14 protein-coding genes are annotated in these 15,390 nt (G+C 58.3%); 10 read left to right on the top strand and 4 right to left on the bottom strand.

Annotated features, from left to right (window positions below; genetic code table 11):
- The first annotated feature begins 87 nt into the window (after nucleotides 1-87).
- From dsbC to H7698_RS09895, 4 genes are all read left to right on the top strand, one after another.
- Nucleotides 88-819, top strand: a complete 732-nt coding sequence (dsbC, locus tag H7698_RS09910; protein WP_194691264.1) for a bifunctional protein-disulfide isomerase/oxidoreductase DsbC — start codon at nucleotides 88-90, stop codon at nucleotides 817-819.
- Between the two features lie 134 nt (nucleotides 820-953).
- A complete protein-coding gene (locus H7698_RS09905) occupies nucleotides 954-2,258 on the top strand; it encodes a homoserine dehydrogenase (protein ID WP_162438275.1) in 1,305 nt (434 codons plus the stop codon).
- A gap of 66 nt (nucleotides 2,259-2,324) precedes the next feature.
- Nucleotides 2,325-3,734 (top strand): threonine synthase, encoded by a 1,410-nt coding sequence (thrC, locus tag H7698_RS09900; RefSeq protein ID WP_162438276.1) that lies wholly within the window; start codon nucleotides 2,325-2,327, stop codon nucleotides 3,732-3,734.
- A gap of 221 nt (nucleotides 3,735-3,955) precedes the next feature.
- Nucleotides 3,956-4,243, top strand: a complete 288-nt coding sequence (locus H7698_RS09895) for a DUF3509 domain-containing protein (RefSeq protein ID WP_162438277.1) — start codon at nucleotides 3,956-3,958, stop codon at nucleotides 4,241-4,243.
- Nucleotides 4,244-4,413: 170 nt separating this feature from the next.
- On the opposite strand, the gene H7698_RS09890 is transcribed toward H7698_RS09895, so the two are convergent.
- Together H7698_RS09890 and H7698_RS09885 are read right to left on the bottom strand one after the other, a co-directional pair.
- Nucleotides 4,414-5,355, bottom strand: coding sequence for a TIGR02285 family protein (locus H7698_RS09890; RefSeq protein WP_442966282.1), 942 nt, complete (start codon nucleotides 5,353-5,355; stop codon nucleotides 4,414-4,416).
- Entirely contained in the window at nucleotides 5,336-6,535 is a 1,200-nt protein-coding gene (locus H7698_RS09885; protein ID WP_194691262.1) for a CaiB/BaiF CoA transferase family protein, read from the bottom strand. The genes H7698_RS09890 and H7698_RS09885 overlap by 20 nt, the downstream gene beginning before the upstream one ends.
- Nucleotides 6,536-6,680: 145 nt before the next feature.
- On the opposite strand from H7698_RS09885, the gene H7698_RS09880 reads away from it, so the two are divergent.
- From H7698_RS09880 to H7698_RS09870, 3 genes are all read left to right on the top strand, one after another.
- On the top strand, nucleotides 6,681-7,223 hold the full coding sequence (locus H7698_RS09880) for a YaeQ family protein (protein ID WP_008151638.1): 543 nt from the start codon (nucleotides 6,681-6,683) through the stop codon (nucleotides 7,221-7,223).
- Nucleotides 7,224-7,289: 66 nt separating this feature from the next.
- Entirely contained in the window at nucleotides 7,290-8,999 is a 1,710-nt protein-coding gene (gene recJ / locus H7698_RS09875) for a single-stranded-DNA-specific exonuclease RecJ (RefSeq protein WP_194691261.1), read from the top strand.
- A 219-nt stretch (nucleotides 9,000-9,218) separates the two neighbouring features.
- Nucleotides 9,219-10,325, top strand: coding sequence for an NADH:flavin oxidoreductase/NADH oxidase (locus tag H7698_RS09870; RefSeq protein ID WP_194691260.1), 1,107 nt, complete (start codon nucleotides 9,219-9,221; stop codon nucleotides 10,323-10,325).
- Nucleotides 10,326-10,427: 102 nt separating this feature from the next.
- Here H7698_RS09870 and H7698_RS09865 read toward each other — a convergent pair whose 3' ends face one another.
- Nucleotides 10,428-12,053: a glucan biosynthesis protein D gene (locus H7698_RS09865; protein WP_162438282.1), complete on the bottom strand. Its 1,626-nt coding sequence runs from the start codon at nucleotides 12,051-12,053 to the stop codon at nucleotides 10,428-10,430.
- Nucleotides 12,054-12,442: 389 nt separating this feature from the next.
- Here H7698_RS09865 and H7698_RS09860 point away from each other — a divergent pair, with 389 nt between their 5' ends.
- From H7698_RS09860 to H7698_RS09850, 3 genes are all read left to right on the top strand, one after another.
- Nucleotides 12,443-12,628 carry a hypothetical protein gene (locus H7698_RS09860; RefSeq protein WP_162438283.1) on the top strand — a complete coding sequence of 62 codons (186 nt, stop codon included), beginning with the start codon at nucleotides 12,443-12,445 and terminating at the stop codon, nucleotides 12,626-12,628.
- A 143-nt stretch (nucleotides 12,629-12,771) separates the two neighbouring features.
- The gene (locus tag H7698_RS09855) at nucleotides 12,772-13,023 is read left to right on the top strand and encodes an AbrB/MazE/SpoVT family DNA-binding domain-containing protein (RefSeq protein ID WP_194691259.1); all 252 of its coding nucleotides are present in this window, start codon (nucleotides 12,772-12,774) and stop codon (nucleotides 13,021-13,023) included.
- Entirely contained in the window at nucleotides 13,023-13,424 is a 402-nt protein-coding gene (locus H7698_RS09850; RefSeq protein WP_194691258.1) for a type II toxin-antitoxin system VapC family toxin, read from the top strand. The genes H7698_RS09855 and H7698_RS09850 overlap by 1 nt, the downstream gene beginning before the upstream one ends.
- Before the next feature lie 65 nt (nucleotides 13,425-13,489).
- Here the strand turns inward: H7698_RS09850 and H7698_RS09845 are convergent, their stop codons facing one another.
- Nucleotides 13,490-15,352, bottom strand: coding sequence for an NAD(P)/FAD-dependent oxidoreductase (locus tag H7698_RS09845; protein WP_194691257.1), 1,863 nt, complete (start codon nucleotides 15,350-15,352; stop codon nucleotides 13,490-13,492).
- Nucleotides 15,353-15,390: the final 38 nt, after the last annotated feature.

Below are 15,390 nucleotides of genomic sequence, written 5' to 3'. Positions count from 1 at the left end.
TTGCCGGTTTGCACGATGGGCGGTTATGACCCGGTGTTTCGGCACGGGCGTTCTGATCGTCCCATTTGTCCGCCTTCAGGAGTTCTCATGCGTCTGACCCATATTTTCGCCGCCGCAGCCATTGCGTTGGTCAGCACCTTTGCCGTCGCCGATGACGCGGCCGACAAAGCCATCCGTAAAAGTCTGGAAAATCTCGAGCTGGAGGTGCCGGTAGAAAGCATTTCCGCCAGCCCGCTGCCGGGCATGTATGAAGTCAAGCTCAAAGGCAGCCGCGTGCTCTACGCCAGCGCTGATGGCCAATACATCGTTCAGGGCTACCTGTTCCAGCTCAAGGATGGCAAGCCGGTCAACCTGACCGAGAAGACCGAACGACTGGGCGTCTCCAAACTGGTCAACGATATTCCGGTAGCAGAAACCGTGGTCTATCCGGCCATCGGCGAAACCAAATCGCACATCACCGTCTTCACCGACACCACCTGCCCGTATTGCCACAAACTGCACGCCGAAGTGCCTGAGCTGAACAAGCGCGGCATCGAAGTGCGTTACGTCGCGTTCCCGCGCCAGGGCCTGGGTTCGCCGGGTGACGAGCAGCTGCAAGCGGTCTGGTGCTCCAAGGACAAGAAAGCGGCCATGGACAAAATGGTCGACGGCAAGGAAATCAAGGCCGCCAAATGCGATAACCCGGTTTCCAAGCAATTCGCTCTCGGTCAGTCGATTGGCGTGAACGGCACGCCGGCCATCGTTTTGGCTGACGGTCAGGTCATTCCGGGCTACCAGCCTGCGCCACAAGTCGCCAAACTGGCGCTGGGCGCGAAGTAAATTCGCATCGTCACGGTCAGCCTTTGACGATCATGGTTCGGCGGCGTTGTTCGCCGAGCCATTAATAGAGAACCGCGAGTATGCGGTTGTTTTCACGGCCGGCCTTGAGTCGGCCGTTTTATGGGGAGTTCACAGTGAAACCGGTCAAAGTAGGCATCTGTGGGTTAGGAACCGTCGGTGGCGGTACCTTCAACGTACTTCAGCGCAACGCCGAGGAAATTGCTCGTCGTGCCGGGCGTGGGATCGAAGTGGCACAAATTGCCACGCGCACGCCAAAGCCTCAGTTCCAAACGACCGGTATTGCGATTACCAACGATGTCTTCGAAGTGGCCACGAACCCTGAGATCGACATCGTTATAGAGCTGGTGGGCGGCTACACCGTTGCCCGTGAGCTGGTACTCAAGGCCATCGAGAATGGCAAGCATGTGGTCACCGCGAACAAGGCACTGATTGCCGTTCACGGTAACGAAATCTTCGCCAAGGCACGCGAGAAAGGCGTGATCGTGGCGTTCGAAGCAGCAGTGGCCGGTGGCATTCCGGTGATCAAGGCGATCCGTGAAGGCCTGTCCGCCAACCGTATCAACTGGGTCGCCGGCATCATCAACGGCACGGGCAACTTCATCCTGACTGAAATGCGTGAAAAAGGCCGGACCTTCGAAGATGTGCTCGCCGAAGCGCAGGCCTTGGGTTACGCGGAAGCCGATCCGACCTTTGACGTTGAAGGTATCGATGCAGCCCACAAGCTGACGATCCTGGCGTCCATTGCGTTCGGTATTCCGCTGCAGTTCGACAAGGCCTACACCGAAGGCATCACCAAGCTGACCACCGCTGACGTGAACTACGCCGAAGCGCTGGGCTACCGCATCAAGCACCTTGGTGTGGCTCGCAGCACGGCTGCCGGTATCGAGTTGCGGGTGCATCCGACACTGATCCCGTCCGATCGTCTGCTCGCCAACGTCAACGGCGTGATGAACGCGGTCATGGTCAACGGCGATGCTGCGGGTTCGACCCTGTTCTACGGTGCTGGCGCCGGCATGGAGCCGACCGCTTCGTCGGTCATCGCCGATCTGGTGGACGTGGTTCGCGCCATGACGTCCGACCCGGAAAACCGCGTACCGCACCTGGCCTTCCAGCCAGACTCGCTGTCGGCCCACCCGATCCTGCCGATCGAAGCCTGCGAAAGCGCCTACTACCTGCGCATTCAGGCCAAGGACCATCCTGGCGTGCTGGCTCAGGTCGCAAGCATCCTGTCGGAGCGCGGCATCAACATCGAATCGATCATGCAGAAAGAAGTCGAAGAACATGACGGTCTGGTGCCGATGATCCTGCTGACCCACCGTGTGCTGGAACAGCACATGAACGACGCGATTGCCGCGCTGGAAGCCCTGACAGGCGTCGTGGGGCCGGTCGTACGGATCCGCGTCGAGCACCTGAACTAAGCCGTTATCGTTCACCGGGCCCGCCTGTGGGCCCGGCTTTGCGAACACTGTCCATTGGAGTCAGTCATGCGTTATATCAGTACCCGCGGCCAGGCACCGGCCCTGAATTTCGAAGACGTCCTGCTGGCCGGTCTGGCCACGGACGGCGGCCTCTATGTGCCGGAAAACCTGCCACGTTTCACCCAGGAAGAAATCGCGTCCTGGGCCGGCCTGCCTTATCACGAGCTGGCCTTCCGGGTGATGCGCCCGTTCGTTACCGGCAGCATTCCGGATGCCGATTTCAAAAAGATTCTTGAAGAAACATACGGCGTGTTCTCGCACAGCGCCGTGGCGCCATTGCGCCAGCTGAACGGTAATGAATGGGTATTGGAGCTGTTCCACGGCCCGACCCTGGCGTTCAAGGATTTCGCCTTGCAGCTGCTCGGGCGCTTGCTCGACTATGTGCTGGAAAAACGTGGCGAGCGCGTGGTGATAGTCGGCGCTACGTCCGGCGACACCGGTTCGGCTGCCATCGAAGGCTGCAAGCACTGCGAAAACGTCGACATCTTCATCCTGCACCCGCACAACCGCGTGTCCGAAGTGCAGCGTCGCCAGATGACCACCATTTTTGGCGAGAACATCCACAACATCGCCATCGAAGGCAACTTCGATGACTGCCAGGAAATGGTCAAGGCCAGCTTCGCCGACCAGAGCTTCCTCAAAGGCACGCGTCTGGTGGCAGTGAACTCGATCAACTGGGCGCGGATCATGGCCCAGATCGTTTACTACTTCCACGCAGCCCTGCAGTTGGGCGGCCCGGCTCGCTCGGTATCGTTCTCGGTGCCTACCGGCAACTTCGGCGACATCTTCGCCGGCTACCTGGCACGCAACATGGGTCTGCCGATCAACCAGCTGATCGTCGCCACCAACCGCAACGACATCCTGCACCGCTTCATGAGCGGCAATCAGTACGTCAAGGAAACTTTGCACGCCACGCTGTCGCCGTCCATGGACATCATGGTGTCGTCGAACTTCGAGCGTCTGCTGTTTGACCTGCACGGTCGTAATGGCGCGGCGATCGCCGGTTTGATGGACAGCTTCAAGCAGGGTGGCGGTTTCAGCGTCGAACAAGAGCGCTGGACCGAGGCCCGCAAGTTGTTCGACTCCCTGGCCGTGGATGACGCACAGACCTGCGAGACCATTGCCGAGGTGTACGAGCAGACCGGCGAGCTGCTGGACCCGCACACCGCCATTGGCGTCAAGGCCGCGCGTGAATGCCGTCGCAGCCTGGACATTCCGATGGTCATCCTGGGGACGGCCCACCCGGTAAAATTCCCGGATGCCGTGGAAAAAGCCGGTGTGGGTAAAGCGCTGGAGCTGCCTGTGCACCTGACCGATCTGTTTGATCGGGATGAGCGCTGCACCGTGTTGCCGAATGATCTGAAAGCGGTACAGGCTTTCGTCAGTCAGCATGGCAATCGCGGCAAGCCGTTGTAATCGGGCCGCGTCAGTCACAACAAAAAACCTGTCTTCCGACGGGTTTTTTGATTTCGCGACCGCGTGTTTTTTCCCTGTCATCTTTCCCGTGCATGCTCCATCAACCCAAGGCGCCAACCCGCCTGCAATTGAAATCCAGAACTTTCTTCTCAGGCCAGCGGTCATTTAGAGTAGGCCTGCCCCAGGCACTTTTGTTTTCGGACTATTGAGTGGTGATCGAGATGGAAAGTATCAGTCTGTTGCTCGGTGAGGCTCTAAGCCCGTATCAAGTCACGCTGACCCCATCGGGCGCCCATGGCGAATGCCTGGTGACCCTGAAGAGTTCGACCGGCGCAATCGTGGTCGAGCGAGCATTCAATCAGGCTCAATTGAGCGACAAGCGTTTGCTGACGGATGTCGTCGACGGTCTGCACCGTGACGTCATGATTGCCGAAGGTCGGCTGGAACCCTGCGTCATCGCGGCCTTGCGTAACGCCGCTCAGGACAAAATCCTGGCAAGCCGAAATTGAATTGGAGTGTGTGGGAACCATCCTGCACGAAAGCCTGTCAGAGCATGTAACAGCAGGATCAAGCATTGTGCTCCGGTGCTTGTAGCTTGCTGTTACTGGTCTTTATGTAGGCCACGTTTAACCCCGAGTCGTCTCCCCACTTCTCGGGGTTTCTTTTTGCCCGCGATTTGTCATGGCTGGGCTTGCTGCTCGAAATACACCCTGGATTCTTCCAGATAGGCACGCCGACTTTCCGGGTCGAGCCACGCAGCGTAGGCCTCGCTCAATCGATCGCGGGGCAGTTTGCGCAGCAGTTGGTTGATCTCGACAATTGCCTGTCGACCCTGCGGCGTGTCGGTACAGCCGATGTAGCCGGACAGGAACTTCTCTGCCCCGCGAATCGGATAGAACTGCAACTCATCCACGGCAATGCCTTGCTGTTCCGCCTGGTAGCGTATTTCCGGGCGATACCCCAACACGACTCGCAAGCGCCCCAGACGTTGCATCTGCAGCAGGCTGCCCAGTGCATCGTTGCCATAGTGGGCGGTGAGGGCGTTGGGCGGTGCTTGTTTGAGCAGCCCGTCGAGGTAGTCGCCGTAGTTGCGCTCGGCAATGATGCCAAGCTTCTCGCTGCCGCTGGCCAGCAGCGCTGCGAGGTCCACTTCACCGTCCTGAACAAAGGGCGCGAGCGACTCGCGGTCGACACGCCGCACCGCCAGACCATTGCTCATGGCCCGAAACACTGGAATGGAAAAGACGATCCAGCGCTCACGCTCCTTGCTCCGATTCAATGCGGCATCGCACGTCAGGGAAGGCTCGTGGAGCATTTGCAAACCGCGCGCACGATTGACCCGCATCAGGGTGTGCGTGTATTGCGGCATGCCGGCAATCAACAGGGGCAACAGCTGATCAATGACGCCCTGACCCTTTTTCGGGCCTTCGAAAATCATCAGTGGCGGCAGATCCCGCAATAGCCAGACCAGGGCTTCCTTGGGTTGCGCCATCGGTGACGACATCGAACCCATGAGCAAAATAAAGGCCACGTACACGCACACGCCCCTGCCTCGTTGCGACAGGACGCGTGTGTGCAGCGGCGAAAACTGGCGTTTCAGCTTAGATAGCCCCGTCTTCACGCAGCTTTGCGATCTGCGCATCGTCGTAACCAAGATCGTTGAGTACCTGCACATTGTGTTCGCCCAACTTCGGCCCGACCCATTCCGACGTACCGGGTGTCTCTGAGAGTTTCGGCACGATCCCCGGCATCTTGAAATCCTTGCCGTCCGGCAGCTTGGCCTTCAGGAACATCTCTCGGGCCAGGTACTGCGGATCACTGAACATGTCTTCGGCACTGAATATTCGGCTGGCCGGTACCTCGGCCTGATTCAGCTGCTCGATGATGGTGTCCAGTGGCAGCGAGTTGACCCAGCGATCAATCACCCCATAGAGCTCGTCCCGGCGCGTGTCACGGCCATCGTTACTGGCCAGGACCGGGTCGTTGGCCAGGTCTTCCCGACCGATGATCAGCATGAAACGCTTGAAGATGGCATCGCCATTCGCGCCGATCTGCACGTGTTTGCCATCGGCGCTGGTGTGAATCGAGGAGGGCGTGATACCCGGCATGATGTTGCCGGTACGTTCGCGGATGAAGCCGAACACGTCGAACTCCGGCACCATACTTTCCATCATGGCGAAGATCGCTTCATAGAGCGCCACATCCACCACTTGACCCTGTCCACCATTGACCTCGCGATGACGCAACGCCATCAGCGCACCAATCACGCCCCAGAGTGCGGCGATCGAGTCGCCAATCGAAATCCCGGTACGCACTGGAGGTCGGTCCTCAAAGCCCGTGATGTAGCGCAGGCCGCCCATGGACTCACCAACAGCGCCAAACCCCGGTTGATCTTTCATCGGCCCGGTCTGGCCGAAACCCGAAAGACGAACCATGACCAGTTTAGGATTCAGGGCATGTAAAACGTCCCACCCCAGGCCAAGTTTTTCCAACACGCCTGGACGAAAATTCTCGATCAATATGTCTGCTTCGCCGAGCAGCTTTTTCAGAATGGCCAGGCCGTCGGGGTGTTTCAGGTTCAGGGTCAGGGACTTTTTGTTGCGCGCCTGAACGAACCACCATAACGAGGTGCCTTCATACAGCTTGCGCCATTTGCGCAACGGATCGCCGCCGTTCGGGGATTCAATCTTGATCACGTCAGCACCGAACTCGCCGCAAATGCGCGAGGCAAAGGGCCCGGCGATCAACGTACCCAATTCAATGACTTTCAGACCTGAGAGCGGTTTGGCGGTGAACGGCATGCTGGATCCTGTAGGACAAAGGCTGGCTGGTAGAGCGTTTTAGCATAGCCCGGCGTCAGTCGCCCAAGGTTCATCGCTTGAATTCGTTGATTGCCTGCCGCATCGGTTAGACTTGCCGCCTTTCTCCGTATCAAGAAGCCCGTTCATGGCCCAGCCGTCCACGACCTACAAGTTTGAACTGAACCTCACCGACCTCGACCGCAGTGTTTACGAGAGCGTGAAGCAGACCATCGCCCGTCACCCTTCGGAAACCGAAGAACGCATGACCGTGCGCCTGCTTGCCTACGCCTTCTGGTACAACGAGCAACTGTCGTTTGGTCGCGGTCTGTCAGACGTGGATGAACCTGCCTTGTGGGAAAAAAGCCTGGATGACCGCGTTCTGCACTGGATCGAAGTCGGCCAGCCCGATGCGGACCGTCTGACCTGGTGCTCCCGTCGTACCGAACGCACCAGCTTGTTGGCCTACGGCAGCCTGCGCGTGTGGGAAACCAAGGTTATCCCGGCGATCAAGAACCTGAAGAACGTGCACATCGCCGCCGTGCCGCAGGATGTGCTGGAAACCCTGGCCAAGGACATGCCCCGCGTTATCAAGTGGGACGTGATGATCAGCGAAGGGACGATTTTCGTCACCGACGACCGTGGTCAACACGAAGTCCAGTTGCAATGGCTGAGCGGCGAACGGGGCTGATTCTTTTCACGTCAGTCCACAGCGCCCGATATTTCCTACCTATTCAAGAGAAGCACCTGTCACCCCATGCGTATCGAACCTCGCCTGCTGCCCGACATCCTGCCCTTCCTCGGTGATATTCCCCCACTGTTGACCCGCCTGTACGCAGCGCGTGGCGTGCAGTCCGAGGCTGAACTGGACAAGAGCCTGGCGCGGTTGATCCCGTTCCAGCAGCTCAGGGGCATCGAGGCGGCGGTGGACCTGTTGGTGACGGCCCTGGAGCAGCGACAGCGGATTCTGATTGTCGGCGACTTCGATGCCGATGGCGCGACCGCCAGTACGGTGGGCGTGTTGGGCTTGCGTTTGCTGGGCGCGGCGCATGTCGACTATTTGGTGCCGAACCGTTTCGAGTACGGCTACGGCCTGACACCGGAAATCGTTGAAGTCGCCCTCACGCGTACCCCGCAGTTGCTGATAACGGTGGACAACGGCATCTCCAGCGTTGAAGGCGTCGCGGCAGCGAAGAACGCCGGTCTTCAGGTGTTGGTGACCGACCACCACCTGCCAGGCGATGAACTGCCGTTGGCCGATGCCATCGTCAATCCCAATCAGCCAGGTTGCGAATTTCCAAGCAAGGCACTGGCCGGTGTCGGGGTGATTTTCTACGTGTTGATGGCCTTGCGTGCACGTTTGCGCAGTCTTGGTTGGTATGAGAGCAAGCCGCAGCCGAACATTGGCGAGTTGCTGGATCTGGTGGCCCTGGGCAGCGTAGCCGACGTGGTCCCGCTGGATGCCAACAACCGGATTCTGGTGCATCAAGGTCTTGAGCGGATTCGCGCCGGACGTGCTCGACCCGGCGTCAAGGCGATCCTTGAAGTGGCCAAACGTGAGCCAGCGCGCATTACCTCCACCGATCTGGGCTTCATTGTCGGTCCACGCCTGAACGCGGCGGGGCGTCTGGATGACATGAGCCTGGGCATCGAATGCCTGCTCACTGAAGACGCGGGGCTTGCCCGGGAAATGGCAATCCAGCTCGACGGCATGAACCAGGACCGTAAATCCATCGAGCAAGGCATGCAGCGTGAGGCGCTGGCCCAGCTCAAGGATTTACCGGTCGAATCCATGCCGTTCGGCTTGTGCCTGTTCGATCCGGAATGGCACCAGGGCGTCATCGGTATCCTCGCGTCCCGTATGAAAGAGCGCTATTTCCGTCCGACCATCGCCTTTGCCGATGCGGGCGATGGCTTGCTCAAGGGCTCTGGGCGTTCGGTGCAGGGTTTTCATATTCGCGATGCCTTGAGCGTGGTGGCAGCGCAACACCCCACGTTGATCAGCAAGTACGGCGGCCATGCTATGGCGGCAGGCTTGACACTACCTGAAGCGAATTTTCCGCTGTTCGCCGAGGCATTCGACGCTGAAGTGCGCCGGCAATTGCGCGAAGAAGACCTGACCGGGCGCCTGCTGTCGGACGGCACGCTGGCGGTCGAGGAATTTCACCTGGAGCTGGCGCGCGCCTTGCGGCATGCCGGCCCCTGGGGGCAGCATTTTCCGGAGCCGTTGTTCCATGGCGTGTTTCAGCTGGTCGAGCAACGTGTGGTCGGTGAACGTCACCTCAAAGTCGTGCTGCGAAGCGAGTGCGGCTCGGTGAAGCTCGATGGCATTGCGTTCGGAATCGACCGCGACATCTGGCCAAATCCGACCATCAAGTGGGTGGAGCTGGCCTACAAACTCGACCTCAACGAGTTTCGTGGCAACGAGACCGTGCAGTTGATGATTGCCCATATCGAACCGCGCTGAGCCCATCGCGGGCTTGCCCGCGATAACCCCTTTCACCGAATTCATCTGAACCCTCCCTCATCCCCCGATGTCGACTAGGCTCTAAGCACTGCTTGATAATCCTTGTGACGTCTTGTCGAATTTTTTGCCCGCGGGGGCGGGCGCTGTACCTCTTTCCTGTCACTCGTCGACTTTTCAAACAGAACCCTGGAGCCTGCCCACTGATTCGAGAGGTGCCCCATGAGTCTGCTGCTAGAACCCTATACCCTTCGCCAACTGACCCTGCTCAACCGCATTGCGGTATCGCCCATGTGCCAATACTCCAGCGTCGATGGCCTGGCCAATGACTGGCACCTGGTCCACCTCGGCAGCCGTGCAGTTGGCGGTGCGGGGCTGATTTTTACTGAAGCCACCGCCGTCACCGCCGATGGACGCATTACCGCCGAGGATCTCGGCTTATGGAATGATGAACAGATCGAACCATTGCAGCGCATCACGCGCTTTATCGCCGCGCAGGGGGCTGTTGCCGGCATCCAGTTGGCACACGCCGGGCGCAAGGCCAGCACTTATCGGCCATGGCTGGGCAAACACGGCAGCGTCAAACCCGAAGACGGTGGCTGGGTGCCGGTAGGGCCTTCGCCCATCGCATTCGACCCCCAGCACACGCCGCCCACGCAGCTTGATGAAGGCGCGATCGCCCAGGTCATTCAAGCCTTTGTCGACTCGGCAAAGCGCGCCCTGACGGCGGGTTTCAAAGTGGTTGAAGTCCACGCCGCCCACGGTTACCTGTTGCACCAGTTTCTTTCGCCATTGAGTAATCAGCGTCGCGATCAATACGGCGGTTCTTTCGAAAACCGGATTCGTCTGGTGTTGCAAGTCACTGAAGCGGTACGGGCGACATGGCCTGAGGAATTACCCGTGTTTGTTCGCGTGTCGGCCACCGACTGGGTAGAAGACGGCTGGAACCCCGATGAGACTGTTGAACTGGCGCGCCGCCTCAAAGCCTTGGGTGTTGACCTGATCGACGTCTCGTCGGGCGGTACGGCGGTCAACGCCGAGATTCCAACCGGCCCGGGCTATCAGACGCGGTTCGCCGAACGTGTACGCAAGGAGTCAGGTATCGCCACCGGCACTGTAGGAATGATTACCGAGCCGGCCCAGGCGGAGCATATCTTGCGCACGTGTCAGGCGGACATCATCTTCCTTGCCCGTGAGCTGCTGCGCGATCCGTACTGGCCGTTGCACGCCGACGACGATCTGGGTGGACGCAAGGCCATCTGGCCGGCGCAGTACCAGCGGGCGACACACCGCGATCAGCCGATTCATGAGTCGGATTTGCGTGATTAGTTGAACGCAAAAGATCGCAGCCTGCGGCAGCTCCTACAGGGTGAATTCAATTCCCTGTAGGAGCTGCCGCAGGCTGCGATCTTTTGATTTTGCCGTTAGCGGTTAGACGTACTTACGCTTGTCCGGCGCCGGCGGGAAGTACTGATACAACCAGGTTTCACTCAGCGTCCTGTCCTGGGTACGGATGAACAACCGAAGCTCTACCGGCTCCACGCTGTCATTGGTCGGGAACCAGTCAAAGGTGATGCGATAGCCTTTGATGTCGTCCAGCACCAGCACGTTGAAATCCTTCACCTCGCCATTCGAGCACGTCACCACCGGCTCGATTCCGGCACCTTCCGGCAAGCGATCCAGGCCACCCCCGGTGAAGTCCACGGCAAAACGGCGCGCCCAGACTTCCGGGTAATGCTCACCCGGCGCCCAGCCCTCAACGAAACCACCCATACCCGAACGTGTCGCATTGACTCGCGCCAGCGGCGTGCTCACGGGAGGCAAAGCGCTCCAGAAGAGCTTGTAGCCGTAGTTCAGGGAATCCCCCGCGGCGACCGGTTTTTTCGGCGTCCAGAAGGCAACGATGTTATCCAGGGTTTCGCCGGTTGTAGGAATTTCCAGCAAATCGATAGAGCCTTCGCCCCACGCGGTCGTAGGTTCTACCCACAGGCTCGGGCGTTTGCTGTACCAGTCGACGGTGTCCTGATAGCTGGCGAATTCGTGATCGGTCTGCACCAGGCCAAAGCCCTTCGGATCGGTATCGGCAAAGGCGTTGAACTGCAAGGTGGCCGGATTGTTCAGCGGACGGCAGATCCATTCGCCGTTGCCGCGCCACATGGCCAGGCGATCAGAGTCATGGATTTGCGGGTGAATGGTGTCGCACATGCGCCGCTCATGGGTGCCGCAGCTGAACATGCTGGTCATGGGTGCGATGCCCAGTTGTTCGATCGCAGTACGGGCGTTGATGTGGGCATCGACCCCCATGACCACCTGGCTGGCCTGACAGTCGATGTCAAAACGATAGGCACCTGTGGCGCTTGGCGAATCCAGCAGGGCGTACACCACGAAGCGAGTGCTGTCCTTGGCTGGCGTCTCGAACCAGAACTTGGTGAAGTCCGGGAACTCCTCACGCTTTTTGGCGTAGGTATCGATCGCCAGGCCGCGTGCAGACAAGCCGTACTGGCCTGACGCATCGACCGCACGGAAATAGCTCGCGCCGAGGAAGGACAGCACATCATGGCGGTCCAGCTCGGGGGCTTTGAACAGCTTGAACCCGGAAAAACCCAGGTCGCCCTTCAGTTGCTGGGTATCGACCGTGGTTTTCTCGTAATTGAACAGGGAAGGGCGGAAATGCACCTCGCGCGCCTGACGCGTCTTGGGGTCGACGCTGTACATCCGCACCGGCTGCTTGAAGCCCATGCCCACGTGGAAGAACTGCACGTCCAGCTGACCGTTCAGGTCATTCCACAAGGAGTGATCGGCGTCGTAGCGAATCGCATTGAAATTCTGCGGCGTCATGGTCGCCAACGTCGGCGGTAGCACCTGTTTGGTGTCCTGGTAACGCTGGCCGGCGAGTTGTTTGGCCTGAATCTTCAGGGCCTCGAAATCGAACGCCTGCGCGTCGCCATCGGCGGCGCCATTACCCGCCCAGGCCCGAGCGGCCAGCAGGCCAGTCGCTGACAATCCCGTGTAGGCCGCAATGGCCATGGACGCTTTGAGTAAATTCCTGCGGTGCATAAGTAAACCTGTCGTGAACAATCCCGCGCCGTTCCTGGCACGTGCTGGATCAAAAATGGGGTTCGGACATGCCTTCGGCCAAACGCAACGGACGTTAAACAGATACCAAATAGCTTAAACCGTTCGGTTGCAGACACAAATTGATTGATGGCATAGCGACAGCTTGGCAATGAAACAAGAAATGTCGGTTCATTTTTCTGACAGGACATTCTGAATTTAAGGGCATTTCTGCTTTTTTCGACTAATTACTCTAAAAACTGCTTTCCAGTGCCGATTATCTTTCTATTCTAAGGGCATGACCGATTTCTGCCCTTCAGATCGGTGAGTCAAAAAGTGAAAGGGCGATGGGTTTTTTTGCAGTTTTCTTTTATAGGGAAAGGACCTCGTCCATGGCAAAAGTACAGAGCATCACCGAAATACTGGGAATATTTCCTTGCCTCAGTGTTGGCCGTCGCAGACGTCGCCTGAGTTCAGAAGAAATAAAGTTGGTCGAGCAGTATCGCGACTTGTCGGAGAGCGACCGGATTGCGATGCGTTATTTGGTGGATGCGATGAGGAGTGTTTCGCGGTTTTAAAGAAATTGGAGATTAGGTCGTGACGCGGTGTCGCGGCCGAAATCCTTCGATGTGAAGAGAATTTACCTACGATCAGCGGCGGTTGCAGACCGATATTCTAAGTATTACTTTGCTGTATTCAGTAATACTTTGCGGAGATCAGCATGACGACCACCACCATGACCAGCAAAGGGCAGGTCACTATCCCCAAACCCATCCGTGACGCTTTGCACCTGTTGCCAGGTTCAGCGATCGAATTTAGCGTTAACGCGCAAGGTGAGGTCGTACTGCAAAGTCATAAGGCAAAAGGTGACATCGATTCAGCGACTCCTGACCGATTTGAGGCCGTACGTGGAAAGGCTGACATCAAATGGAGGACCGACGAATTGATGGCGTTATTGCGAGGTGATGACTGATGCTTTTGGTCGACACGAATGTGTTGATCGACGTTCTGGAAGATGACCCCGTCTGGGCTGATTGGTCCATTCAACAGCTACGTGCTCAATCCAGGATTCATGAGTTGGTGATAAATCCCATTATCTATGCCGAGTTGTCCCAGACATTTTCCACCTTTGAAGGATTGGATGATGTGGTCAGTCAGCTTGGTTTGCGGATGCAAGAAATGCCACGTCCCGCCTTGTTCCTGGCCGGGAAGGCTTTTACTCGTTATCGAAGAGTGGGCGGTGGGAAAAATAATGTTCTGGCGGATTTTTTCATAGGCGCACATGCCGCAGTAAAAAAACTGCCATTACTGACGCGTGATGCCAAGCGTTACCGCAGTTACTTCCCTTCCGTTGAGTTGATAGTGCCTTCTTGATTGCGACACAAATCCACGGATGAACCTGTGCAAGCGCTATCCGTGGATTTTTGTCCTGCAGTGGCTTACCCGATTTCACCCACCGCTCGATACGCCTCATCAATCGCGGCATGCGCATAAGCGCTCCACGCCGCATCCGAGTTGGCGATGCTGACTCGCCCAACTGGCTGACGCGCCAGGTTCATCAGTCTTTCGCTCTCGTCAGAATCGTCGTACAGGCTATTGGAGAAGTACGCATAGCCGTGTGACCAGCGATTCACCGTAATGGCGAGGATGTCGGTCTGGTGATTGAATCCACCAGGGCCCAGCATTCGTTGCAGCTGATCGCGCAGTTGCGCTTCCAGTTGTTCAAAGGATTGCCCGTACAGACGACCACGGCCGGCCCGCGCCTGGTCACGGGCATTCATCCCGCTGTTAGGGCTGGTAGGCACGTAAACCATGTGCAGGCCGATAGGCTGTTTCGGATCGCGCGGGTGGTCGTAGCCGCCCATGCTCACCGGGTAGTCGAGTTTGATGCGGCTGTAGGGCTGGGTCGCGGCGTAGATTTCATGCACACCCAGTTTCTGGAACGACTCCCAGTTGCGGATCACCACTTTGGTGTAGACCAGCGGGAATTTCACGTTCTGACTCAGGGCGTGTGACTGCTCGGCCGACAGGTCTCGCAGCAGGTACGGAATGATCATGTTGTAGCAGGCCATGATGCAGTGTTTCCCGCGTACCTGGCTCAACTGACCCCCACGGCTATAGCCGACGTTCACGCCCGTGCCGACGTTGCGCACGCTGACGGCGGTGCTGTTGAGACGAATGCGCACCGCTGATTTCGGTTGATCCAGTTTGGCGTAGTCGAACGTCGCGAGGACCACATCGTCCATCGTGTGACCCGGTGCCACGGACGGGATCAGGCTGCGGACCAGCAACCGTGCAAGCGAGGCGTTACCGTCGGGAAAGTGGTAGATGTAGGGCTCTTCCATCTCCGCCTGGGCTTCTTCGCTGATCGGTTCGAGATTCATCGCACCGAAGCCTGGGAAGCCAACCGAATAGGCGTCGGACGCTGCGACCGCATCAATGCTCAGGGCCATGAAATCGTTGGTGCGGCTCTGGAAGTACTTCACCGCCTGTGCCGACAGTCCTACGTCCTTGAGCAGGAAATCCTGGTAACTGGTGGACTCCAGGTGCGCGGTTTTCTCTTCGAGGGTTTTACCGGCGAGGTAGTCCTTTGGCGCCATGTGCAGCGCGATCAGCGCTTCGCGATCCGCTTGCGGTAGCGGGAAATCGTTGATGAAGTCAGGGATGGAGCGTGCGTGCAATTGGTCGGGGGCGATGTCGTCGGCGACCATCGGCGTTGGGTCGCCACTGACCAGTTTGTCTTCGCCAAAGTTTTCCTTGTCGAAGAACACTGCGCGGGACAGGCCCAGGTCAGGGTAAAACTGGCGGTCGAAGGCGGTCTCGAAGCGTTTGATGTCGACGCCGAGTTTCTTCAGCAGGCCATTCACCTCTTTGCTGTAGAGGTGATTGGGTGACTGGAAGGCTTCGCTGCCGCCGTAGCCGATGATCGTACGACCGCCGGCCGAGAACTCGTTGCGCTTGGCGTGACCGCCAAAGTCGTCGTGGTTTTCCAGAATCAGGATGCGGGCTTTCGGATGTTTCTCACGGTAGAACCACGCGGCTGACAGACCGCTGAGGCCGCCGCCTACAACCACCAGGTCATATTCTTCGCTGATCGGCAGCTTGTCGGTATCAAAAACCTTTTTCTCCCAGCCCATCTGGTGCGCAATTTCGAAGGAGCCGACGTGGCTACCGCGCAGACCGGTAAGGGCAGGAGGGTAGTAGCGTCCGTCTGGGGCTGCCTGGAGAATTTGCAGCGGCGTCATGCCGGCAGCGATGGTGACTGCAACGCCGTTGAGGAAGTCGCGGCGGGTGATGTCCATGTTCAATCCTTGTTGGTTTTTATAAATCGCTGCGGCGC

Origin of the sequence: Pseudomonas sp. p50(2008), from assembly GCF_015351605.1 — a bacterium.
Classification (GTDB): Bacteria; Pseudomonadota; Gammaproteobacteria; order Pseudomonadales; family Pseudomonadaceae; genus Aquipseudomonas.
The sequence above is the reverse complement of the archived record's forward strand: the minus strand, read 5'-3'. Positions and strand labels throughout refer to the sequence as shown.